Consider the following 22841-nt stretch of genomic DNA (forward strand, 5'->3'; position numbering starts at 1 on the left):
TCGAGGGGCCTATAACCACATAAACCGGCGGCGATAAATCGTCGCGATTCGTCACGCGTAGGATATTCAGAATGACAATCATGCATCGTCTGCGCACGATGGTCGTGGCCCTACTCGTCCCGGTTGTCCTGGCTGGTTGTTCGACCGGGCGAGGCGGTTCGGTTCCCTATGAGGTCAAGGATTTCGGGCGGCCGGATGCTCCGGTGGCAGCGGCGGCGGACGTCGAATACCGGATCGGCGCGCTCGATCAGCTCGCGATCACCGTGTACCGTGTTCCTGATCTTTCGGGTGAGTTGCCGGTCGACGCCAGCGGCAAGATCACGATGCCGCTGATCGGCGAGATGACCGCTGTCGGAAAGACTTCCGCGGAGCTCGCCGGCGATATCAAGAAAAAGCTCGGCGAGAAGTACATCAACAACCCCGAGGTTCAGGTCATCGTCAAGTCGGCGTCCAGCGCACGGATCACGGTCGACGGTGCCGTTGGCGCGCCCGGCATCTACCCGATCGCCGGCCCCACCACGCTGCTCCAGGCCGTCGCGATGGCCAAGGGCACGACAGAAGATGCCAACCCGCGCCGCGTGGTCATCTTCCGTCAGATCAACGGTCAGCGCCAGGCCGCGGCGTTCGATCTCAAGTCGATCCGTCGCGGGGAGATGTCCGACACACCCGTCTTTGGGGACGATATCGTCGTGGTCGACGGATCCGAATCCAAGAGCGCGTTCAAGAACGTCGTCCAGACCATTCCATTGCTCGCCCTGTTCCGACCCTTCTAAGTCCGCGATCTTAAAGACGAAATGGATTGCTTCCCGTTATGACCGATACGATCCAAGCTTTCCGCGGCAGTGGTCCTACATCGCTTCCGACCGCCCAGACCGGCGGCGCGGTTTCGACCGCACTGACCCTTCCACCGCCTGAGACGCCAGAGTTCGAAATGAACCTGCGCACGATCCTGCGAATCCTGCTGAAGTGGCGTTGGTTGTTCGTGGCATTCGTGGTCGCTGGCCTCGCCGCTGCCACCGCGATGACATTGCTGGCGACACCGCTCTACCGCGCGACCTCGACGATCGAGATTAAGCGGCAGGAATCGCAGATCATGAAGGAGTCTTCGCTCGAGCCGGTCGCGGTCAACGACCCGGCGGCGATGGCGACCCAGTTCGGGCTGTTGCAGAGCCGCGACCTCGCAGTGCGTGTAGCGCAGCGCCTGAACCTGGCGTCGAATCCGGCCTACGCACCCCAATCGCTTCCACGCGAAGCGCGTGAGAACATCGCGGTAGGACGGTTGCGCAGCGGGTTGAGTGTGGCACCGGTCGGCAACAGCCGCCTGATGAACGTGAATTTCGTCAGCGCTGACCGTAACGAGGCGGCGCGCATCTCCAACGCCTTTGCAGACAGTTTCATATCGAGCGGGCTGGAGCGGCGCTATGACGCGACGGCTTATGCCCGCAACTTCCTGCAGCAGCGCATCGCCGCAGTGAAGGCAGCGCTTGATCAGTCCGATCGTGCGCTTGTCGCCTATGCGCGCCAGCAGGGGATCGTGAACATCGAGAGCGCGCCGGGACCGGACGGCCGTCAGGGTACTGGAACCTCGCTCGACGCCTCCTCTCTGACCGCCCTCAATGGATCTCTGTCCGCGGCACAGGACGCCCGGATGGCTGCCGAGGGTCGGTACAGGGAGGCCCGCGGCAACGGCATGACGACCGAGGCCCTCACCAACCCGACGATCAGCGCGCTGCAGGGAGAGCGTACCCGCCTGTCCGCCGACTATCAGGAGAAGCTGGGTATCTATAAACCCGACTTTCCCCAGATGAAGGACATGCAGGCCCGCATCGGCGTGCTCGACGCGCAGATCGCGCGCGAGCGAGCGGCCGTGTCCAGCGCCCTCCGGTCGGAATATGAGGCAGCTCTGTCTCGTGAAACCGCGCTCAAGAGCCGCGTGAACGAACTCAAGGGATCAGTGCTGGATCTGCGCGACCGCAGTATCCAGTACAATATCCTGCAGCGCGAGGTGGATACCAACCGCTCGCTCTATGACGCGCTGCTCCAGCGCTACAAACAGATCGGCGTCGCCGGCGGCATTGGCGAGAGCCAGGCTTCGGTGGTCGATCACGCGATCCCGCCGGGCGGTCCGTTCAGCCCGCGTCTTGGTACCAATTTGATCATGGGCCTGCTGATCGGCGCGCTGCTCGGCATCGCGGTGATCCTGGCGATCGAATATATCGACGACACCATCAAGGTGCCGGAGGATGTCGAGACGAAGCTGAAGGTCAGCGTGCTCGGCGTGATCCCGAAGCTGGCTCGCGACACGACCCTGATCGAGGAACTGTCGGTCTCGCGATCGAAGATATCCGAAGCCTATTTTACCGCCCGGACCTCGCTCCAGTTTTCGTCGCCCGAGGGCACCCCTCGCGTACTGCTGGTGACGAGCACCAAGCCTTCGGAAGGAAAGTCGAGCTCGGCACTCGGCCTGGCGCAAAGCTTCGCCAAGGTTGGCCTGAAGGTTCTCCTGATCGACGCTGACATGCGCAAACCGTCCTTCACCGCCAAGGAGGGCGACGGCACTGGCCTGTCCGCACTCCTGGCGGGCGGCAATCTCGCGGAGCCGAAAATACTGTCGACCAACGTCACCAACCTGCATCTGCTACCCAGCGGGCCGATCCCGCCCAACCCGGCCGAATTGCTGGCGAGCCAGAATCTGCCGCGGCTGCTCGCGATCATGCGGGAGCGTTTCGACCTGATCGTGGTGGACGGTCCGCCGATCCTTGGCCTGGCCGACGCGCCGCTGCTTGGCGCGGCATGCGACGGGACGGTGGTGATCATTGAATCCGGCGCGATTCGCCGGCCTGCGGCACTCAACTCGATCAAGCACCTGCGCGCTGCCGGTGCCCGGGTGATGGGTGTGGTATTGACCAAGTTCAACCCGAAGTTCGAAGGCTATGGCTATGGATACGGCTATGGATACGGCTACAGCTACGGCTATGGTGCCGATAAGGGCGAGAACGAAAAGGATCGGCAGCGGCGCATCGAGCTGATGTCGTAAACGGGATGACGGCAACAGGGGGAAGCAGGACCAGGTCGGTCGGGTTCGCGCTTCTCGGCGCGTCGGCAGCGGCGGTTGGACTTGCGGCGGCCCTGGCTAATCTGGTCAGTGCATCGGTGAGTGATGCGCGTCCGACGGGGTTGGCGGGCTTGGCGAAGGACAGCGTTGCGGCGCTGCGTCATGAACTTGCCGCCGAGCTCGCGCCAGCTAACGGCCCCAATATCGCGATCAATGCTCCCGACAGAGCCGAGCGGCTGCTGGTCGCCGACCCGCTCGATCCCGTGGCACTGACCTATCTCGGGCTTGCTGCGGACCGAAAGGGCGACACGATCCGCGCCCGGACACTGATGACACTGGCCGTGCGCAGCGACGGGCGCGCCCTTCGCGCTCGGCTCTGGCTCCTGGATCAGGATCTGCGCCACCGCGACTATCGCGCGGCGATCGAGCATTTCGACCGGCTGGTGAGGATCGGTCCTCCCGGGACCGCCGCGCTGATCAATGCGATGGCCGGCGTTGTCCGCGATCCCGCGAGCCGCGCGCCGCTGGCTCGCAAGCTGGCGACCAACCCGCCGTGGCGCGCCACCTTTCTGTACGCACTCAACCAGCAGGGCGTGTCGCCCGACGTCATCTATCAGCTGACACCGCAGGACTCGGCCAAGAGTCAGGTGCTGTTCGAACAAGCAGCGCTGCTTCAGTCGCTGCTGAAGAACAAGGAATATGAGCGCGCCTATCTGGCTTGGATCAATTTCCTGCCTGAATCATCGCTCAAACAGCTCGGTCCGGTCTATGATCCGCAGTTCCAGAAGCTTCCTGGACCTTTGCCATTCAATTGGCAATTGACCGACGGTGCGGAGGGATCGAGCGAATTCAGCAAACCGCACGGGCTGAACGTTTCCTATCTGGGTGGTAGTGCCACGCCCCTTACGGAACAGACATTGCTGCTGTCGCCGGGCCGTTATCGCCTGACAGCGGTCGCATCTGGCTCCGATGAAAACAACCAGCTTTCATGGACGGTAACCTGTCCGGGTGTCGGTGAGCCTTTGCAAACGATGAAGATCACTGGCCTAAACGGTAACCATCAACGCTACACCACCCAATTTGATGTCCCGGCCGCCGATTGCGGTGCGCAACGACTCGCTCTGATGGGGTCGCCTGCCGAGTTTCCACGGACCACGAGCGTGCTGTTCGAGTCGGTCATGGTCGAGCTGGTGAAATGAAGCGATGAAACCAAGATCCACCACTCGCCGTTCGACCCGCACAGTCGCCACGACACCGGCGACGATGATCGGTCAGTTGCTGATCCCCGGCTTCATGGCACTCTGTATCCTGCTGGGTGGATCAAGCAGCGGCGGCCATCTGGCCAATGCGATGCTGCAACTGATCGCTGCTCTCCTATTCGGGTATAGCGTGGCACGTTTCGGGGCGACGCCCTTGTCACGGACGTCGACATTGCTCATCGTGATTGTTGCGAGCTGGCTCCTGTGGACATGCCTGCAGCTGCTGCCTCTGCCCCCGTCGATATGGGTGCTGGCGCCGGGCCGCGATGTTCTGGTGCAGAGGCTCGCGGCGGGCGGAAATACGCAGCCCTGGCTACCGCTATCGCTGCATCCGGCCGGCACGATCTCGCATCTGGCGTCCTTGCTGCCGCCCTTGGCGATCGGCGCCGCGATCCTGTCCCGTCCCGCCGCCGATTCAAACGGGCTCCGATGGCTCATTCCCCTTCTGGCTGTAATATCGCTGTTGCTCGGCGTGGCCCAATTGATCGGCGGGGTTACATCCCCCCTGTATTTCTACAGCACGAGCAACCAGGGCCTTCCTGTCGGCCTGATGGCGAACGCGAACCATCAGGCGACGCTGATGCTATGCGCGATCCCTTTTGTCGCATCGCTGGCCGGCTCGGAAAGGACGGTCGGATCCAAAGGCCAGGGTCGGGAGCTGCTTTTCGCGGCGATGGTGGCGATGTTCCTGATGGGTATCGCCATCTCGCAGTCCTATGCAGCCTATGTGCTTGCCCTGCCGGTCACCGTCGCAAGCTGGGCGATCGCCAGGCCACGTTCGCTTGGGCCTGCACGCTATATCGGTACCGCGATAGCGGTCGTGACAATCGGAGACCTTGTCGCAGTCATCGTCATCGGCCCCGCTATCGTCATCGATCCGGCCTTGTCGCAAAGCCAATTGTCGCGACCAGCCATGTACAAGATCGCGGCAAACGCCCTCTGGCATTTCTGGCCCCTGGGAAGCGGCCCCGGAAGCTTCGTGCCGGTCTTCAAGCTGTTCGAAGAACCGGGCATGGTGACCAATTTCTTCGTCAACCACGCCCATTCTGACTATATTGAGTTCGTCCTCGAAGGCGGCATCGTCGGGGTGCTGGTAATAGCCTGCCTGGCTCTCTGGTGGGCCCGCCGCGCAGCGACGATATGGTTTGTCCGGGCGCCGACCAGAATTGATCGCGCGGCGGTGGTCGCGAGCGCCGCCATCCTGGCGCACAGCATGGTCGATTATCCGGCGCGCACGAGTGCGATCGCGGCGATCTTGGCGGCCTGTCTGGCGCTGATGGCGCCAAGGCCCGACGTGAAAAGCGAAGAAGCCTCATCAGGTGGTCGACACCTGAAGGCCGAATGAGCACCCCGCAATGACGGCTCTTCACCGCGATGGGCATACCCGGTGATCGCGCAGTTCGACGTGAACACCATCTGGCGTCGGAAATTCGGCCAGGCGCTTCAACGCCGCAAGCCGGACACGCTTTTGTTCGCCCCCCGCGCCTGGAGATCTGTCGGCGCGATGCCCGAGGAGGACGGACTGACCCCCGTCTCCCTGCCGCCGGGCTGGGCAACCCGCACCGCGATCCTGGCGATGCCGATCCTGCTCCGCCGGGCCAGCGCGCTGGCTGCGGCACGACGCGGGAAGATCGACACAGCGATCTTCACTTCTTTCCACTATCTTCCCCTTGCCAAACGCCTTCGCCACCAGGCCCGCATCTTCTATTATTGCTCCGACGATTATCGCAGCTATGTCGGCTGGGACGGTGACGCGGCAATCACGCAGGAAGCGGAGCTTTGCCGGATCGCCACCTTGTCCATCTTCGTCAGCGCCGCCCTGCGCGACCGCGCGGTGGCTGAATATGGCCTCGATCCGAGCGCCTGCGTCATAGCGCCCAATGCATCGGAGCCGCGCTTTATCGACACGACCCCGCGCCCTGTGGAACTGGCCGGATTGCCAGGCCCCGTCTTCGGCACCGTCGGCGTGTTCAACGACCGGATCGATTTCGGCTTTCTTGATCGCCTGGCCTGTTCCGACGAGGTCGGTTCGCTCGCCCTGGTCGGGCCGCTACAGGATTGCCCTGATCCCGACGGATCGATCGCGCGGCTACGCGACAACCCCAAGGTCCATTGGTTCGGCGCCCGTCCACACGATGAAATTCATGCATGGATGTCCGGGATCGACATTGCCGTGATCCCCTATGCGCCGACCCGGTTCAACCATTTCTGCTCGCCGATGCGGCTCTGGGATCATCTCGCGATCGGCCAGCCGATCATCGCGACCGATGCCTGCGACCAGATCGTGCGGCAGGATGGCATTTTCGTCGTCGCGCCGGGTGACGCGCTTGATCGATCGATTCGCTCTGCTAAGACGGCCGCGGCGCGGGGGCGACGCCCGCGCCTTGAAAGTTGGGACGACCGCGTGGCGTCGCTGGCGCCTTGGATCAGTTAGGAAACACCGCGTGATCGCCAAACAGATCCGCCAGCTGATGTCGTGGCATGCCGCGACCCGTGCGCCGTTCAGCAACGCCCTTTACGTCTTCTGCCGGCGCTATGTGATGGCGTGGAGCAACGCCGAGACCGACATCGATCTGAATGGCGAGCGCTGGCTGGTCGAGACGATCGCCAAACGCGCTCCGGAAAAGGATGCAGTATTCGTCGACGTCGGCGCAAATGTCGGCGACTGGAGCCGGCTGGTGCTCGACTACGCGCCCGGCGCGAGGCTGATTGCGTTCGAGCCCGTGCCACAGGTCCGCGAGCGACTCGCTGCCAATCTGGCGCGTGGAGGGGCCGAAATCCTGCCCTACGCCCTGTCCAACGCGGTCGGCACCGTCGAAATCAACTATACGCCTGGCAATTCGCATTTTTCGTCGATCGAGACGATCGGCGAGGATATGTCGATGGCGAGCGAAGTCGTCGAAGTACAGCGTCGCACCGGAGAGGACGTCTGCGCGGAACTGGGCATCACCCATATCAGGTTCCTCAAGGTCGACACCGAGGGGCACGATCTCAAGGTGATCGAGGGCTTCCGGAGCCTGATCGATGCTGGCAGAGTCGACGTGATCCAGTTCGAATATAATTACATGTCGATCTTCTCGCGAACCTTTCTGCGCGACTTCTTCACGTCGCTCGCGCCACAGATGCGGATCGGCCGGCTGTTGCGTGACAGAATCGAGTATTTTGAATATGCGCCGGCGCTGGACAATTTCATTCAGGCAAACTTCATTGCCGTTCGAGCCGATCTTGCGGAAGGCCCACTGTCCTTCCTTGCGCGTCGATAACCCCATGACAATGGTGGAGAAACGCCTGTGAGCCCTTCGCTGATGATCCTGTCGGGGCTGATATTGGCACTAGGCGCCGTGCCCCTTCTCGCGCCGCGCAAGATGTTCGAATACCCCTTCGTCGTCGGCATGTTCCTGTCGGTGTGGCTTCTGCCGCAGGCTTGGGCGGTCGAAAAGGACGGCTTGGCCGATCCGTTCGATCCAACGATCGCCTGGACCTATATGACCCTTGCGATCATCTTTCTCTTCGTAGGATATCAGCTCGGGCGCATGCTGGGCAAACAGACTGCCGAGAAGAAGCAGGCCGAAATCGCGACGATGTACAGCGAGAAGCGCATGGCGCAGGCATCGCTGGTCCTGATCCTGGTCGGCGCTGCCGGATTCTTCATGATGACGCGGACCGCCGCGTCAACCACCTATGAAGGCGGGTGGACCGGCATCGTCCTCGTCTACGCGATGCTGGCCCAAGGGCTGGTGTTCGGCGCCGCGCTGAATTTCCTTATCTTTCTCAGGACGAGAAGCCGCATCTCGCTGATCCTGTTTTTAATCGCCGCGGGGATATTCTCCCCGGGCCTGCTCGTCGCCGTCAAACGGGAATTCATCTTCGAATTCGCTATCATCGTTTTCGGCAGCCTCTTTCTCGTCCGCAACTTCGTCATGCCGAGGTTCTTCCTCTTTGCAGCCTGCCTGATCGGCGCTTTCATTGTCAACCAGGCGGGCATGTTGCGCGGCTATGTAAAGAACAACGATACGACGCTGGTTGGCGCGCTTACCTCTGGCGAGGTACTTTCGGGCGAATATGGCAAGAATATGCAGGTCGCTGCCGCGCCCGAGATCACCGGCGCGGTGACGGACATCGCGATCGCCACTGACCTGGGCGATTATCGCCCCTTCGTATCGCTATATAACGGCATGATGTCCCGGTACTTTCCCGCGCTCATATTCGGGCGCGAGGCGAAAAATGCAGTGATGATCAAGACCGCGGATAATCCGCTAAGCAACCGCTACTACGCCGCCGGCGCAACCAGAACGGGCTTTTCCGACACCTTTCTCGACTATTGGTATTTCGGTGTCTTCGCTTTCGCTCTCTTGGGTGGGATCTTCGGCTGGCTGTTCAGCATGGCATCCGTGGGCGGCCTCAGGGATCAGTATCTCTATGTGTCCCTGCTGGGTACCGGCCTCCACGGCATTACGCATGCCTTTCAGGAATTCATCTGCTCGTTGCCGTTCCTGCTGCTCGTCGTCTGGCTGCCCTTCCGCTACGCGCGCATCACCGTTGCCGAAGGGAAACGCCTGAAGCTTGCGCCCCAATTGCAGGGCGGATCGTGAGCCTGACCGCTATTTCGAGCGGAGGCACCGACATGTCGATGCGCAGCATATTCACCTGATGCTTTTCGCCCGTTCTCGACGGTCGCTGGCGGCCTGACGTGACGACCATGGCGGGTCGTGCGACGATCAAATACCGACGGGACATCGACGGCCTCAGGGCGCTTGCTGTGCTGCCCGTGCTGCTCTTCCATAGCGGCGTTCCCCTGTTTCAGGGGGGCTTTGTCGGCGTCGACATATTCTTCGTGATCAGCGGATTTCTGATAAGCAAGATTATCTGGACGGAGCTCCAGGAAAACCGATTTTCGGTCTTGCGCTTCTACGAGCGCCGCGCTCGACGCATCCTGCCCGCGCTGTTCGTCGTCATCGCGGCCTGTTTCCTGATCGGTTACCGGCTGATGCTGGCGACGCACTATGACGGCTTCGCCCAATCCGCCATTGCCGCCGTCCTGTCGGTGAGCAACATCTTTTTTTGGCGGCAGTCCGGATATTTCGCGCCCGATCTCAATTTCGCTCCGCTCCTGCACACGTGGTCGCTGGGGGTTGAGGAGCAATTCTATCTGTTATTCCCCCTGATCCTGATTCTGGTTCGTGGCGCGCCCATGAACATCAATCGAGCCCTTTGGCTGCTCCTTGTCGTCGCCTTTGCGGGAAGCGTCTATTTGTCGTTTACCCGTCCCTTTGGAGCCTTCTACCTGTTGCCGGCCAGGATCTGGGAGCTTTTGATTGGAGCCTTGCTTGGCATAGGTGCCGTCCCGCCATTGACGCGTCGGGCGAGCGAATGGGTCGGACTGGCCGGGTTGGCGTCGGTGGTCGGATCGGTATTCCTGATCAATGCCCAGCAGCCCTTTCCGGGCTTTGTTGCTCTTTTGCCATGCCTCGGCGCTGCTGCGCTGCTGCACAGCGGCGTCCAGTCAACCGTCACCGCGCGCCTGTTGTCCTGGCAGCCGTTGGTATTCATCGGACTGATCTCCTATTCCCTTTATCTCTGGCATTGGCCGATCTTTTCGTTCGCGAGGATGCTCACCGCAGCGATCGATCTCGGATGGCAAGCGATCCTCGGCGCCCTCCTCACCTCCTTTGTTCTGGCTACGGTGAGCTGGCACTTCGTCGAGCGCCCGTTCCGAGACGCCCGGCGATGGCCAGCAAAGGCGATCGCGCGCTTTTCGGTGGGCGGTGCCCTGGTTCTGATCTCGGCCGGATTTGTCGTCACTTGCTTTAACGGCCTGCCGGCGCGCCTTAGCCCGCCCGTGCTGGCGGCGCAGGCTGCGGCGCTCGACATCGACCCCCTGCGTACGCCCTGCACCGGCTATGAGACTGGCGGCCGTTCACGGGAATGCCGGTTCGGCCCAGGCCAGGGAGACCCCAGCTATGTGATCATCGGTGATTCGCATGCCGCGGCACTGCGTCCGGCGATCGAATATGCGATGGCGGGCAAAGGTCGGGGCACCCTATGGTGGTACCAGGGATGCCCGCCGCTGCTCGGCGCGGAGATGGTGCCGATGAATGACCCGGCATGCGACGCCTTCCGTCAGCATTTCCTGGCCGACCTCGCCCGTTCGCCTTCGATCCATACCGTCTTCCTCGCCGGACGCTGGGCTCCGTTGGTGAGCGGGACGGTGCCGGAGGTCGGCGGTACGTTGCGGACCTTCCTCAGGGACGAGATGACGAGTGTCCCCACCGCGCAAGAGACCTTGCGGGTCTTCGAACGCTCGCTCGATCGCACGATCCATCAGATGCGGGCGTTGGGTAAGACGGTTGTCGTTATCGGAAGCGTTCCCGAACCAAGCTTCGACGTACCATCCATACTGGCACTCGCGCGCCACAACGGCGTCGGACAGGTCCGGCTGAACACGATGGAACGTGCCCGACTAGCTGACGCCCCCGCCGGCACCGTCCTCGACATGATCTCCAAGCGACAAGGAGCTCTCTACGTGCCATTGCTGGCACCCTTCTGCGCTGTGGTTTGCGCGCTGGAATCGGATGGTCGCCCCCTCTACAGCGACAGTAACCATCTTTCGCTGCATGCGGCCCGCGATGTGCTCGGGCCCTGGTTGAAAGATACTGGATTGCCTCAAAGCGCTCGCAAGGAGAACCGCGCCGGTGAAGACGATCCTGATCCAGCCTGGCGCGCGGCACGGCTATGCCCTTGCCCGCTTCCTTCAAAGGGCAGGCGCGCTGCAGGCGCTCTATACCGACTTTGCCGTCGCGGAAGGGTCGATCGAGCAATTTCTGGTAAAGGCCGCGATGGCGGGTCATTCAAAAGCACAACCCTTGTCGCGGCGCGTGGTTTCTGGATTGCCGCGCTCAGCGCTGCGCCGCCTTCCGATGGGCTCTCTGCTCGCCAAGAAGCGCGCGCCCGACGAGCCTGAACGATGGGCGTTCCGGGAGCGCGACCTGCGTGAAGCCGATGTCATCTATTCTCAATATTTCGCTGGTGGATTGCAGTTCGACGAATTGACGACGCACGGCGCAAGGTTCGTTTCGGACGTATTCATCATGCCCTCGGCTCATCGGATCGTGAACCGCGAGGCAGAGAAATTCCCCCAGTGGCGCGAGACGCCCTACTCGCCTGAGGCGGCCGCGGCCCTTGATTTGGTCAGCCAGGCGATGATCGACCGTTCGGACGGCCTGTTCTGCCCTTCACGGAGCGTGATCGACGATGTCGCCACCTATAATCCCGCAGCGCGAGCCAAATGCCGACTGGTTCGATACGGGTCCAGCCTCACCTTCGAACAACCCAACGATCCGATCCCCAAGCGCGTGCTGTTCGCCGGCTCGATCCAGCTCCGCAAAGGGCCACAATATCTCGCGCTCGCCGCGGCGAAGATCGCGCGGAGCGATCCGTCAATCCAGTTCATTTTCGCCGGCGGGGTGACGGCTGCGGCGGCGGAGCAGCTTCGCGCCCCGAATATCGAGATACTGGGCCATATCTCGCGCGACAGGATGCGCGCCGAGTTCCTGCGCGCCGACATTCTCGCTTTCCCATCGCTGGCCGAAGGGTCGGCAGGCGTCGTGCTCGAGGCGATATCCGCTGGACTACCGGTCGTCACCACACGCGAGGCAGGGGTCGATTTCAGCGATGGCGAGAGCGGAATCCTGGTTCCGCCGACCGATGTGGATGCGCTGACCGACGCGATCCTGGCAATTGTTGGAGACCGGCCGCGACGCAATGCGATGGCGCGGTCAGCGCGTGCGGAATTCATGGCGTATGATGAACGGGCCTGGGAAGACGCCTTTGTCGGCGCGTTGCGGGAGTTTTCGCGCGATGGCTGAAAACACCGATCTGCCGACCGCCCTGGATTCGAAGGCGCGGCCAGGAAGTTGAGGCAGGACAGATCGAATTCCAGCTAATATAGACGCGTTGACAGGAGAATCTCACGATGGACCATGCTTGCAAAAACCGGTCCGAAGGTCTCGCCTGAGATGGCCGGCTTCGGTTCAAAACTGGCCCGCAACGTGGCCAGCCTTGCCCGCGATCCCGCGATGGTCGGAGAATATCTGACATGGATCGCCAGTTCCGCCCGATCGGGGGGCAATCCCTCCCGGCATCTGCTTGACGGCATCGAAGTGGGCGGCTTCTCCAGTTTCTCCGAATATCACTCGGTGCCCGAGTTCATCAACGCGGCCGAGCGGCGCTTCTTCGAGCAAAGCCCGTTCGGCGACGGGCCGATCATCGACGTCGGCGCGAATATCGGGCTGGTCAGCCTCGTGCTCGCGCGCCGGTTCCCGGATCGGGCCATTCACGCATTCGAACCCAATCCGACGACCTTCGAAACGCTCGAAGCCAATATCGCTCGCAATGGCGCGAAGAAGGTGTCCTGCCATCGCTATGCCGTGTCCGATGCGGATGGAACGGTGATGTTCGACAACGACCCGGTCAAACGCGGCACAGCGAGCATCAGCAAGGATGGTGGCGGCCATGCGGCTGAAGTGCCGGCGACGACGCTGGACAGCTTCGCCGCCAAGCACGGGATCACCGACATCGGCTTGCTGAAGATCGATGTCGAAGGATATGAGACGCTCGTCCTACGTGGCTCCCAGCAGGTGCTGAACAGGATTCGTCCGGCGGCGATCTATTTCGAGGTATGCCCGGCCTTGACCGAGCGTGCCGGCTTCGACGCCGCCGACCCGGCGCGGATGCTGCTTGACGCTGGCTATGACCTTTATCGGTTGACCGACAGCGGCGCGCTGACGCACGCGGCGATCGACGAAATATCGGGCATCGCGCTGGAGAATTGGCTAGCCACACCGCGATGAAGCTGCTCGCCTATGTGCATCTGCGCCGGATTCATAACGCCACCGGTGCAGGACGCGTCATACGAAACATCGTGGAACAGCTTGATCTCCTGGGCCGGGACGAGATCAGAATCCTGGCCGACCGGGCTGATCGTCGCGAGGTGATTCCAAAGGTTGGGAAGCCGTGGAGCGACTATCGCTATCTCGACTTTTCACTGGACACCTCCTGGCAGCAAGCCCTGTGGATCGCGACCGATCGACCGCGTGCCGAGCATTGGTGGCCGGACGCCGAGATCGTCTACTGCACCAGCGAATCCTACGTACCGACTCGACGCGCGAAGAGCGCGGTCACGCTTCACGACGCGTCTTATTTCGAGCCCAGCGCCCTGCCCCGCGATTCGGGCTTTGCCCGGCAAAAGGCGAAGTGGCAGATGTTGTACCGCAAGCTCGAACGCAAGGTGGACATGTTCCACACTGTCTCGCACTTCTCCGCCGAACGCATCGCGCATTTCCATCCGGCAATGCGGGATCGTCTCCGCGTGGTTCACAATGGCGTAACCGAGCGTTTCTTCCGACCGCCGGACGCAGCGGGTCAGGCGGAGCTGGGACGCCTCGGCCTGAGCGGTCGGTCGTTCATCCTGTTGCCGGGTGGCCTGTCCTACCGCAAGAACGCCGATGTCGCGCTGGCGGCATGGCCCATATTGCGAGCAATGCACCCCGATCTCCTGTTGGTCGTTACGGGACAATGCACCCCCGGCTATGCCGAGCGGGCAAGGGCGGTCGGCGCATCGATCATCATGCCGGGCTTCGTCAGCGACGATACGCTTTGCTCGCTGTATCACGCAGCCCAGCTCGTCTGGTTTCCTTCGCTTTACGAAGGCTTCGGCATCCCGGTGATCGAAGCGATGGTCTGCGGCACCGCGGTGGTAGCCAGCAACAGTTCCTCGATCCCCGAAGTCGCGGGCAACGCAGCCTTACTGGTCGATCCATCGTCGCCAGACCAACATGTGGCGGCGCTGGACAGCCTCCTGTCCGACAATTCGGCCCGCGCCGAGCTGGTCGCTCGGGGGCTGGAACGCGGCGTTGGTTTCACCTGGAAGGCGGCAGCAACGACGCTGCGTGGCTATCTCGGTGCGTTTGCCTGAGCAAAGTCATCGCCCGCAAAGTTTCTCTCGCGGTTGCAACAAAACCGCGATACCAGCCTTGAGTACGCAGGGAGCGGTAATATTCGCGTAGCGATCGCCTTCGACAATTTCGGCCCATATCATATCGCCCGTCTCGCCGCGGCGGCGAAGGAGGTCGATGTTCTTGCCGTCGAGCGGTCGTCGACAAGCAGTCTCTATGCGTGGGATTCTCCTGACGCTCCCGAAGGGCTCGCCCGGGTCGTGCTGCGCACGACAAAAAACTCGGATCGCCCCGGCGACATCTTTGCCGCGATCGATGAAAAGGTAGGCCCTTTCAAGCCAGACGTGATCGCGGTGCCCGGATGGTCGTCCCAGATGGCGCTTGCCCTCGCGAGCTGGGCGGTCGCGCGCGATATTCCTGTCATTACGATGTCCGAGACGAACCCATGGGATTTTCGGCGCAAATGGGCCACCGAGTTCCTGAAGCGGCAGGTTTTCGAATATTTTACCGCTGGCCTTTGCAGCAGTGACGGGCAGGCGGCGTATCTCCACACACTCGGCTTGCCGTCCGGGGCGATTTTTCGCGGTTATAACATTGTCGACAACGGCTATTTCCGGCGGATGGCAGATGCCGCCCGCGATGCTGCGATGCCCCTAGGCAATCGGGACGAGCCCCTTCCCGAGGCGGCGCGGGGTCGCTATTTCCTCGCGTCAAACCGCTTCATCCCCAAGAAGAACCTCGCCGTCGTCCTCGATGCTTATGCCCGTTTCCGGCAAGCCCGTACCGATGACCCCGCAGATTGGCCGTTGGTCCTGCTCGGTGACGGAGACCTTCGCGCGCAACTGGAGCGGCAGCGCGCGACGCTGCATCTCGAAGGCCATGTTCATATGCCCGGCTTTCGGCAGTATGACGCTTTGCCGGCCTATTACGGAACTGCGGGGTGCTTCGTCCACGCCAGCACGGTCGAACAATGGGGATTGGTAGTGAACGAGGCGATGGCGTCGGGTCTGCCGGTTCTCGTCTCGGACCGGTGCGGCTGCACGTCGGTCCTCGTTCGCGACGGCGTCAATGGATTCACTTTCTCCCCGTTCGACACAGAGGCACTGGTTACGGGAATGAAGGCGATTGCGGCCACCGAAAGTCTGGCCGCCATGCGAGAGGCTAGCCGGTCGCTGATCGCGGCATGGGAGCCTAGCCGGTTCGGGCAGGGTATGGCCGATGCCGCTCGTTACGCGGTGGCAACGCCGCGCAAGCGCCCATCAGCGATGGCGCGAATTGCGATCGGTTTCGCAATGTGGCGGCGGTCGCTGCAATGACCGGCAGTATTCGCCCGTTGAACCTCGGTATCCTGACCGCATCGCTTAGTGCGGAGGCCGGCGGCTTGTTCGAATCGGTCAGGCTCCCGGCGAATTTGATGCATGATCGCGGACACATCGTGTCGGTGTACGGCGTCGTCGACGAGGGCCTGAACGTCGGCCGCGATGCATGGAAGGTGGATCGCTTTCGCGCGTTTCCCGTGGTCGGGCCGAAACGGTTCGCCTTTGCCCCCGGATTGGGCCGCGAGCTCAGCGCAAACCGCTACGATGCTCTCCACCTGCATGGCCTCTGGAACTATTCTTCCGTGGCCGCGCGTCGCTGGAACCGGCGGAACGAGGGCGCTCTGGTCATTTCGCCACATGGCATGCTCGACCCCTGGGCACAGCGAAATAGCCATGTGAAGAAGCGCGTCGCGAAATGGGCGTTCGAAAATGCCAATCTGCGCGGCGCCGCTGTTCTGCGTGCCTTGTGCTGGGCGGAGGCCGATGCCATCGAAGCGCTGGGTCTCGGTGTGCCGATCGCCGTCATTCCCAATGGCGTCGCGCTGCCCACCGACGAGCCGGAATCTTCATCCGCGAATCCGTCGCGGAAGAAACTGCTTTTTCTTGGGCGGATTCACCCGAAAAAGGGAATCGCCGAGCTGATCGAAGCATGGGCGATCGCGGGGAAAGCGTCGCGCGCCATCCGCGACGACTGGGAGTTGCAGATCGCCGGATGGGACGACGGCAATCATCTCCAGCAACTCACGCGGCTTGCAGAGGAGCGACAGCTCGGCAATGTGACATTCCCGGGCCCCTTGTACGGGCAGGAAAAGCAGGCCGCTTATGCCCAATGCGATGCGTTCATCCTGCCATCCTATAGCGAGGGCATGCCCATGACCGTGCTGGAGGCATGGGCCCACCGCAAGCCGGTCCTGATGACCGATGCATGCAACATACCGGAGGGGTTTGTTGCCGGCGCGGCCTGTCGCATCGACAACGAGCCCGGCGCCCTGGCCACCGCGCTGCAGTATCATCTGGATCAGCCGTCCGCTCTGGTGAGGACTGGCGAGCGCGGCCGTCGGCTGGTGGAGGAACGTTTCACCTGGGAGCGAATCGTGGATCAGCACATCGGGCTGTTCTCGTGGCTGGCAGGCCGGGGGCCGCGCCCGCATCATATCGCGAGCTGATCATGGCGGATACACCTCCATCCGAACGGGTCCCGAGCCGCATCGACATCGCGGCGAACCGGCGCACCTCGAACTATACGAGACGTGAGCGCCTTGCGCGGATCGCCTGGAGCATGGGCAGGCTGGTTTTCGCGGCGATCCCCCGCCCCTTCTTCGCCGCTCGCGCAAGTTGGCTGCGCCTGTTCGGCGCCAGAATCGGCAGGCATTGCCAGATCTATCCGACGGTGCGGATCTTCATGCCGTCACAGCTCGAGATCGGCGACTGGTCGTCGGTAGGCGACCGGGCGATCCTGTACAATCTGGCCGCGATCAGCATCGGCGAGCGGGTCACGGTTTCGCAAGGCGCGCATCTCTGTGCTGGAACGCATGATTTTCGCGATCCCCACATGCCCCTGATTCGGGCGACGATCCGGGTGGAAGATGAGGCATGGCTCTGCGCCGATAGCTTCGTTGGTCCGCACGTCACCATTGGCGCGCGGGCAGTGGTTGGTGCGCGGGCGGTGGCGATGCGTGATGTGCCCGCTGGTGCGGTGATGGCGGGCAACCCCGCGCGCGAGGTCGGACGGCGATGAGAATCCTGGTCACCGGCGGCGCCGGCTATATCGGCAGTCACACCTGCAAGAAGCTTGCGGCGGCGGGCCATGAACCGATCGTCTTCGACAATCTGTCTACGGGCCACCGCGGCTTCGCCCGTTTCGGTCCGTTGGTGCAAGGCGACATCAATGATGTCGGCGCGCTTCACGCTGCGTTGGCGCGGCATCAGCCCGACGCGATTATTCATTTCGCAGCCTCTGCCTATGTCGGAGAGTCCATCGCCAGGCCGTTGGCATATTACCGCAACAATGTCGGCGGAACGCGCAACGTGTTGGAAGCGGCCGTGGAGGCCGGCGTCGCCAAATTCGTCTTCTCCAGTTCCTGCGCAACCTATGGGATCCCCGACGTCGTGCCGATCGACGAGGCCAGCCGGCAGCGCCCGATCAACCCCTACGGCGATACCAAGCTGTTCGGCGAGACGATGATGCGCGGCGTGAGCGCCGTGCACCAGATCGATTGCGTCGCGCTCCGCTATTTCAATGCCGCGGGTGCTGATCTGGAGGGGGATCTGGGGGAAGCGCATGATCCGGAAACCCATGTCATTCCGCTGATCCTTCAGGCGGCCGCGGATCCGGCGAAGCGCTTTTCCATCCTCGGCGTCGATTACGACACGCCCGATGGCAGCTGCGTACGCGACTTCCTCCATGTGGAGGATCTGGCTGACGCCCATTGTCGCGCCCTTGAAAGATTGAGCGGTACCGCCGGATTCGACGCGATCAATCTGGGAACGGGATATGGCCTGTCCGTCCGCGAGCTTGTCGCTGCGGCCGAGCGCATCACCGGTCGCCATATCGCCGTTGACATCAAGCCACGCCGGCCCGGCGATCCGCCGGTGCTGGTCGCCGATCCGGCAAAGGCGCTGGCGACGCTCGGATGGCAGGCACGGCATTCGGATATCGACACGATCATGCGTAGCGCCTGGGCGTGGCTGCGCGCCGCCGACAATCCTGCGCGGCATACGGCCTGACGATGAAGGTCTCGGCGGTCATCCTGACCTTCAATGAAGAGGGCAACATTGCGCGGTGTTTGCAATCGCTGGCGTGGTGCGACGATATCCTGGTCGTCGATTCGGGGAGCACCGACGGCACGCTCGCGCTGTGCGCGGAATATGGCGCGCGCGTGATGCACAATCCCTGGGTCAATTTCTCGACCCAGCGCAACTGGGCGCTCGCGAACGGCGAACTCCGTTACCAATGGGTGCTCCACCTGGACGCCGATGAGGAAGCGACGCCTGAATTCAGGGCCGCGATCGAACAGCTCGTTCCACCGTCGAGCATCCACGGATATCGTATTCCGTCCAGGACGATCCTGTTCGGCAAATGGCTTCGGCGATCGGGCATGTATCCGGTCTATCAGGTGCGGCTCGGCGACCGCGACCTGTGTACCTTCCACGAACATGGCCATGGCCAGCGCGAAAACCTGACGGCCAGCCAAGTCGCCACGCTCGACACGCCTTATAATCATTATGCTTTTTCCCACGGGCTGAGAAACTGGTTCGTCAAGCATGTCGGCTATGCCCGTGCGGAGGCCGATCAGATTGTCCAATCACGAGCCGAGGCGGTGGCGCCGGACGAAGCAGGCCAGCTCAGCTCGACCAATCGGCGCCGGGCGATGAAACGCATGGCAAACAGGCTCCCTCCCCTTGCCCGGCCGCCTGCGCGCTTCTTCTACATGACGGTGCTGCGCATGGGCTTTCTGGATGGCCGCGTCGGTCTTTATTATTGCGTGATGAACGCGCTCTACGAAGCGATGATCGCCCTCTTCCTGATCGAACGCCGTTTCGCCGCGCGCAACATCAAGCCCTGACGGCATCGCCCATGCGACGGCGCGGCAGATCGCCCGTCCGGCATCCCCAGACCAGGCTCTACGCCGGCAGGAAAGAAACCATCAGTCGACGCATTTCTTTCGCCACGGCGTGCGCCGTGTGCCGTGCGAGATGCGCCTGTCGCGCGGCCGGATTCGGGTCGCGCGGTTCGCTTAACGCAGCCGCGAGCGCCCGTGCCGCATCAACGGGATCGCCCGAACGGAACAATCGCCCTTGTGTTCCCACTGCCTGGGCCAATCCGCCGACATCCGAGACCACGGTGGCGCAACCGCCCGCCAGTCCTTCAAGTGCAACGATACCGAAGGGTTCCGGCCAGAGCGAGGGGACGACGAGAATCCTGTGTGCGTTCAACAATTTTCTGATCGCTGCACCGCGCGCTGGGCCGAAAAATTCCACACGATCGGACAAGCCCAGTGATGCTGCCAGATCCCGCAATTTTCCTTCAGCTGAGCCCTCGCCGACGATCGTGAGCCTGGCGTGATCTAGCGGGCCTCCCGGCAATGCCATCGCCCGCAGCACCACATCGAAACCTTTTTCGTCTACAAGCCGACCAAGCGCGAGGATATCCTGATCGCGCTCGACGCCTTCTTCCTCGTAGATCACGTCCGCGTCATAGGGGTTGAGCAACGTGAGGCGGGGCCGACCCGGCGGCAGAGTGGCGGTGATGTAATCGCTGCACCCGAAATTGGCCGTGACATAACGCTTGATAAGCAAGCCCTTTAGTTGCGTCGGATAGGATTGCTGCCGATCCGATCGGTCAGACAACCGATATTCATGCTGGTGCCAGACGAAGAGCGGCGTGCCCGAGGCAACGACCGACATGGCCAGCTTCAGCCCAATATTGGGCATGATGACGACATCCGCCTCACGACAGATGCGAAAGACCGTCAGCATGGAGGGATTCCGGATCAGGCGATAGGCACGCTCCGGCATTGGAGGGCCATCATAAAGAGTCAGCACGGTCACGTCATCGCCGGCAAGCGCCTGTGCCTGCGCCATCATGTCGGCGATGTTCTCGATTCCACCGACGCGCGGCAGGAACGACGTGGCGCACCAGATAATCTTCAAACGCTGCTCTTTCCCAAATTGAAGAGAGGTCCCTGGTCTGGGCAGGCAGACCTCATGACCGTTCTCGGAAGGAATGGGGAATGAAGGAGGAAAGCCGGAATCGCCCCATAAGATCATGAATTAGTGTGTCGAATTCAACCGGACGGCGCCGGGCAAAAATGCCGATGGAAATAATCGAAAGGATGATGCCGACAGCCACCGGTGGCTGTTCAGGCAGCGCGAAGAGGCAGACGACCAGGCTCGCCAAAACGACACTCCCTTCCGGCGCGATGGTGACAAGCAAGGTCTTTCCCGATTTCGTGAAGAATGCCCGGCCACTGAGATACATGATGTTGCGGCCAAAATAAGCGACGCACGCGCCGGAGACACCCCAGAGATGCGACAGGCCCAACAGCAAGGCGCAATAGGGTGCGATGATGACGCCGGCGACATAGATGTTGGCGGCCGGCCGTCCCTGCCCGAGGATGCGGTAATAGAGCGAGCCGGAGAACATCTCGAGCCAGAACGCGGCCAGCAATATCTGCATGGGTAAAGTCGCCAGCAGCGCGAACGACGCCCCCATCCACAGGGTGAGAAAGGGCCTGGTTAGAAAGATGCCGATAACGAAGACCGGGCTGAGCACTGCGATCATTCGAAGCATCTTCTGCCCGAGAATTTTCTCTTCCTCGACAGCACGCGCGGCCAGTTGCGGCAGGGCCGCCTGACCCAGGCTGGCGGGAAAAACCATCACGCGGGAAATCGCGCTCGACGGCACCGCATAATAGGCGACCGCGCCGGAGCCCGCCACGGCGCCGAGAATCAACCGGTCGGCTGACGAGATGGCCAGCTCGAGCAGCCCACCGATCGACACCGAAGATCCATATCCAAGCAGCGCCCGCGCCGACGCCAGCGATATGGTGGGCCGCGCATTCTGCAGGAGGATTACCTGAGCGATCGTCATGGAAGCGATGACAAGTATCAATCTGCCGATCAGCGTCGCGATGATCAATGATTCAAGCGATGGCGAGATCAGCACTGCGGCCAGCACCGGCATGGTAATCGACAGCGCCAGGTTGATCGCCCCGAGCACGGCGCTGGTGACGAAATACTCGCGCGCTCGTAGCAGCCCCCCCGCCGTGGAATTCAGCACTGTCGAGAGCCCGATCGCGAGCAAAGCGGGCGTCGAGCGCAACAATTCGTCGCTCACCGCAGGGCTGAGGTTGAACAGGTTGCCGAAACCGCCGCCGACCAGACCGAACAGGATGACACCCGTCACCGCACCAACGGGCACGCTGATTGCCATTGCCGTCCAGAAATAGTCCGACTGACGGCTTCGATCATCCTTGCTCTCGCTCGCGATCCGATAGGTGAGGGCCGAGCCCATCCCCAGGTCGAACGCGGAAAAGAAGGTCAGGAACGCCCAGATGATCGCCAGGATACCGTAACGTTCGTTGCCGATGACATGGAAATACAGCGGCGTCAGCGTCGCGAACAGCACCAGCCCTACAAGGCTGCCTGCCAGATTGACGAAACTGTTGCGGCGAATTGCCATGATTGTGGCGGCTGTGCCTCAGCCCTTCTGAAGCTCGGAGAAATAGTCGATCGTCTTGATCAGGCCCTGCCGCAACGGAATCGATGGCTCCCAGCCCAAAGTCTCGCGGGCACGAGTGATGTCGGGCTTGCGCTGCATCGGGTCGTCCTGCGGCAATGGCCGGAACACCAGCTCCGATTTCGAGCCAGTCATCTCGACGACCAGTTCCGCCAGCTCCCGGATGGTAAACTCGACCGGATTTCCCAGATTGATCGGTCCCGACACTTCCGGGGCTGTATCCATGAACGCCATGAAGCCAGCGACCAGATCGTCAACATAGCAAAAGGAGCGAGTCTGCTGGCCGTCGCCATATAATGTGATCGGCTCACCGTTCAGCGCCTGCATCACGAAATTGGAAACAACACGACCGTCTGCCGGGTGCATGCGCGGGCCATAGGTGTTGAAGATACGGGCAACCTTGATCTCAAGCCCGTGCTGGCGATGATAATCGAAGAAGAGGGTCTCCGCACAGCGCTTGCCTTCGTCATAGCAGGAGCGGATGCCGATCGGATTCACATTGCCCCAATAGGCCTCGGTCTGCGGATGCACGCTGGGATCGCCATAGACCTCACTCGTCGAAGCCTGGAAGATCTTACAGCGCAGGCGTTTGGCCAGGCCCAGCATGTTGATCGCGCCATGCACCGAGGTCTTGGTCGTCTGGACCGGATCATGCTGATAATGAACTGGCGACGCCGGGCAGGCGAGGTTGTAGATCTCGTCAACCTCGACATAGAGCGGGAAGCATACGTCGTGGCGCATGAACTCGAAGCGCGGATGGCCGGCCAGGTGGTCGACGTTGCGCTTCGTGCCGGTGAAGAGATTGTCCACACACAGCACTTCGTCACCGCGCTCAAGCAGTCGATCGATCAGGTGGGAACCCACGAACCCCGCTCCGCCGGTGACCATGATGCGCCTGCGGCTGTTATACAGTCTTGCCACGTTCGTGATGTCCCCGCCTAGTGAAACAGGCCTTTTGTTCGACGGCACCTGGGCACCGTTTGCCCGATCTGGCCCGAATTATCTCGCTGCTAC

General features: G+C 62.1%; 19 protein-coding genes. 16 read left to right on the forward strand and 3 right to left on the reverse strand.

The genetic code is table 11. The annotated features are described in order from the left end of the window. Nucleotides 1–71 precede the first annotated feature (71 nt). The 16 genes from ACZ1I5_RS13535 to ACZ1I5_RS13610 all read left to right on the forward strand — a co-directional run bounded on the left by ACZ1I5_RS13535 (nucleotide 72) and on the right by ACZ1I5_RS13610 (nucleotide 19152). Complete coding sequence (locus ACZ1I5_RS13535) at nucleotides 72–773, forward strand: polysaccharide biosynthesis/export family protein (RefSeq protein ID WP_465169768.1); 702 nt, start codon at nucleotides 72–74, stop codon at nucleotides 771–773. 158 nt (nucleotides 774–931) lie between these two features. Then, nucleotides 932–3037 (forward strand): GumC family protein, encoded by a 2106-nt coding sequence (locus ACZ1I5_RS13540; RefSeq protein ID WP_465169769.1) that lies wholly within the window; start codon nucleotides 932–934, stop codon nucleotides 3035–3037. A gap of 149 nt (nucleotides 3038–3186) precedes the next feature. Next, complete coding sequence (locus tag ACZ1I5_RS13545) at nucleotides 3187–4254, forward strand: tetratricopeptide repeat protein (RefSeq protein ID WP_465169770.1); 1068 nt, start codon at nucleotides 3187–3189, stop codon at nucleotides 4252–4254. 64 nt (nucleotides 4255–4318) lie between these two features. Further along, on the forward strand, nucleotides 4319–5659 hold the full coding sequence (locus ACZ1I5_RS13550) for an O-antigen ligase family protein (RefSeq protein WP_465169771.1): 1341 nt from the start codon (nucleotides 4319–4321) through the stop codon (nucleotides 5657–5659). Between the two features lie 42 nt (nucleotides 5660–5701). Further along, nucleotides 5702–6748 (forward strand): glycosyltransferase, encoded by a 1047-nt coding sequence (locus ACZ1I5_RS13555; protein WP_465169772.1) that lies wholly within the window; start codon nucleotides 5702–5704, stop codon nucleotides 6746–6748. 10 nt (nucleotides 6749–6758) lie between these two features. Further along, nucleotides 6759–7577, forward strand: a complete 819-nt coding sequence (locus ACZ1I5_RS13560) for an FkbM family methyltransferase (RefSeq protein ID WP_465169773.1) — start codon at nucleotides 6759–6761, stop codon at nucleotides 7575–7577. A 27-nt stretch (nucleotides 7578–7604) separates the two neighbouring features. Continuing rightward, nucleotides 7605–8906, forward strand: a complete 1302-nt coding sequence (locus ACZ1I5_RS13565; RefSeq protein ID WP_465169774.1) for a hypothetical protein — start codon at nucleotides 7605–7607, stop codon at nucleotides 8904–8906. A 107-nt stretch (nucleotides 8907–9013) separates the two neighbouring features. After that, entirely contained in the window at nucleotides 9014–11275 is a 2262-nt protein-coding gene (locus ACZ1I5_RS13570; protein WP_465173966.1) for an acyltransferase family protein, read from the forward strand. Continuing rightward, complete coding sequence (locus ACZ1I5_RS13575; RefSeq protein ID WP_465169775.1) at nucleotides 11232–12179, forward strand: glycosyltransferase family 4 protein; 948 nt, start codon at nucleotides 11232–11234, stop codon at nucleotides 12177–12179. The genes ACZ1I5_RS13570 and ACZ1I5_RS13575 overlap by 44 nt, the downstream gene beginning before the upstream one ends. Nucleotides 12180–12362: 183 nt before the next feature. Beyond that, nucleotides 12363–13163 (forward strand): FkbM family methyltransferase, encoded by an 801-nt coding sequence (locus ACZ1I5_RS13580; protein WP_465169776.1) that lies wholly within the window; start codon nucleotides 12363–12365, stop codon nucleotides 13161–13163. Further along, complete coding sequence (locus tag ACZ1I5_RS13585) at nucleotides 13160–14287, forward strand: glycosyltransferase family 4 protein (protein ID WP_465169777.1); 1128 nt, start codon at nucleotides 13160–13162, stop codon at nucleotides 14285–14287. The genes ACZ1I5_RS13580 and ACZ1I5_RS13585 overlap by 4 nt, the downstream gene beginning before the upstream one ends. Nucleotides 14288–14320: 33 nt before the next feature. After that, complete coding sequence (locus tag ACZ1I5_RS13590) at nucleotides 14321–15583, forward strand: glycosyltransferase family 4 protein (RefSeq protein ID WP_465169778.1); 1263 nt, start codon at nucleotides 14321–14323, stop codon at nucleotides 15581–15583. Continuing rightward, on the forward strand, nucleotides 15580–16752 hold the full coding sequence (locus ACZ1I5_RS13595; protein WP_465169779.1) for a glycosyltransferase: 1173 nt from the start codon (nucleotides 15580–15582) through the stop codon (nucleotides 16750–16752). Before ACZ1I5_RS13590 ends, ACZ1I5_RS13595 begins: the two co-directional genes overlap by 4 nt. 2 nt (nucleotides 16753–16754) lie before the next feature. Beyond that, on the forward strand, nucleotides 16755–17324 hold the full coding sequence (locus ACZ1I5_RS13600; protein WP_465169781.1) for an LbetaH domain-containing protein: 570 nt from the start codon (nucleotides 16755–16757) through the stop codon (nucleotides 17322–17324). Beyond that, nucleotides 17321–18313 (forward strand): UDP-glucose 4-epimerase GalE, encoded by a 993-nt coding sequence (gene galE / locus ACZ1I5_RS13605; RefSeq protein ID WP_465169782.1) that lies wholly within the window; start codon nucleotides 17321–17323, stop codon nucleotides 18311–18313. Before ACZ1I5_RS13600 ends, galE begins: the two co-directional genes overlap by 4 nt. A 2-nt stretch (nucleotides 18314–18315) precedes the next feature. Beyond that, nucleotides 18316–19152 (forward strand): glycosyltransferase family 2 protein, encoded by an 837-nt coding sequence (locus tag ACZ1I5_RS13610; RefSeq protein ID WP_465169783.1) that lies wholly within the window; start codon nucleotides 18316–18318, stop codon nucleotides 19150–19152. A gap of 58 nt (nucleotides 19153–19210) precedes the next feature. Here the strand turns inward: ACZ1I5_RS13610 and ACZ1I5_RS13615 are convergent, their stop codons facing one another. The 3 genes from ACZ1I5_RS13615 to ACZ1I5_RS13625 are packed head-to-tail and all read right to left on the reverse strand — an operon-like array spanning nucleotide 19211 to nucleotide 22715. Beyond that, entirely contained in the window at nucleotides 19211–20239 is a 1029-nt protein-coding gene (locus ACZ1I5_RS13615; protein WP_465169784.1) for a glycosyltransferase family 4 protein, read from the reverse strand. A gap of 52 nt (nucleotides 20240–20291) precedes the next feature. Then, entirely contained in the window at nucleotides 20292–21770 is a 1479-nt protein-coding gene (locus tag ACZ1I5_RS13620) for an oligosaccharide flippase family protein (RefSeq protein WP_465169785.1), read from the reverse strand. Nucleotides 21771–21788: 18 nt separating this feature from the next. Then, complete coding sequence (locus tag ACZ1I5_RS13625) at nucleotides 21789–22715, reverse strand: UDP-glucuronic acid decarboxylase family protein (RefSeq protein WP_465169786.1); 927 nt, start codon at nucleotides 22713–22715, stop codon at nucleotides 21789–21791. Between the last annotated feature and the right edge of the window lie 126 nt (nucleotides 22716–22841).

This window comes from Sphingomonas sp. BL-S-30 (assembly GCF_055521475.1).

What these genes read in the sequence shown, in the direction of transcription:
- ACZ1I5_RS13535 (WP_465169768.1), top strand. Translation starts at nt 72, where the DNA reads ATGACAATCATGCATCGTCTGCGCACGATGGTCGTGGCCCTACTCGTC.
- ACZ1I5_RS13540 (WP_465169769.1), top strand. Translation starts at nt 932, where the DNA reads ATGAACCTGCGCACGATCCTGCGAATCCTGCTGAAGTGGCGTTGGTTG.
- ACZ1I5_RS13550 (WP_465169771.1), top strand. Translation starts at nt 4,319, where the DNA reads ATGATCGGTCAGTTGCTGATCCCCGGCTTCATGGCACTCTGTATCCTG.
- ACZ1I5_RS13570 (WP_465173966.1), top strand. Translation starts at nt 9,014, where the DNA reads ATGGCGGGTCGTGCGACGATCAAATACCGACGGGACATCGACGGCCTC.
- ACZ1I5_RS13575 (WP_465169775.1), top strand. Translation starts at nt 11,232, where the DNA reads ATGGGCTCTCTGCTCGCCAAGAAGCGCGCGCCCGACGAGCCTGAACGA.
- ACZ1I5_RS13585 (WP_465169777.1), top strand. Translation starts at nt 13,160, where the DNA reads ATGAAGCTGCTCGCCTATGTGCATCTGCGCCGGATTCATAACGCCACC.
- ACZ1I5_RS13595 (WP_465169779.1), top strand. Translation starts at nt 15,580, where the DNA reads ATGACCGGCAGTATTCGCCCGTTGAACCTCGGTATCCTGACCGCATCG.
- ACZ1I5_RS13600 (WP_465169781.1), top strand. Translation starts at nt 16,755, where the DNA reads ATGGCGGATACACCTCCATCCGAACGGGTCCCGAGCCGCATCGACATC.
- galE (WP_465169782.1), top strand. Translation starts at nt 17,321, where the DNA reads ATGAGAATCCTGGTCACCGGCGGCGCCGGCTATATCGGCAGTCACACC.
- ACZ1I5_RS13610 (WP_465169783.1), top strand. Translation starts at nt 18,316, where the DNA reads ATGAAGGTCTCGGCGGTCATCCTGACCTTCAATGAAGAGGGCAACATT.
- ACZ1I5_RS13620 (WP_465169785.1), bottom strand. Translation starts at nt 21,770, where the DNA reads ATGGCAATTCGCCGCAACAGTTTCGTCAATCTGGCAGGCAGCCTTGTA.
- ACZ1I5_RS13625 (WP_465169786.1), bottom strand. Translation starts at nt 22,715, where the DNA reads ATGGTCACCGGCGGAGCGGGGTTCGTGGGTTCCCACCTGATCGATCGA.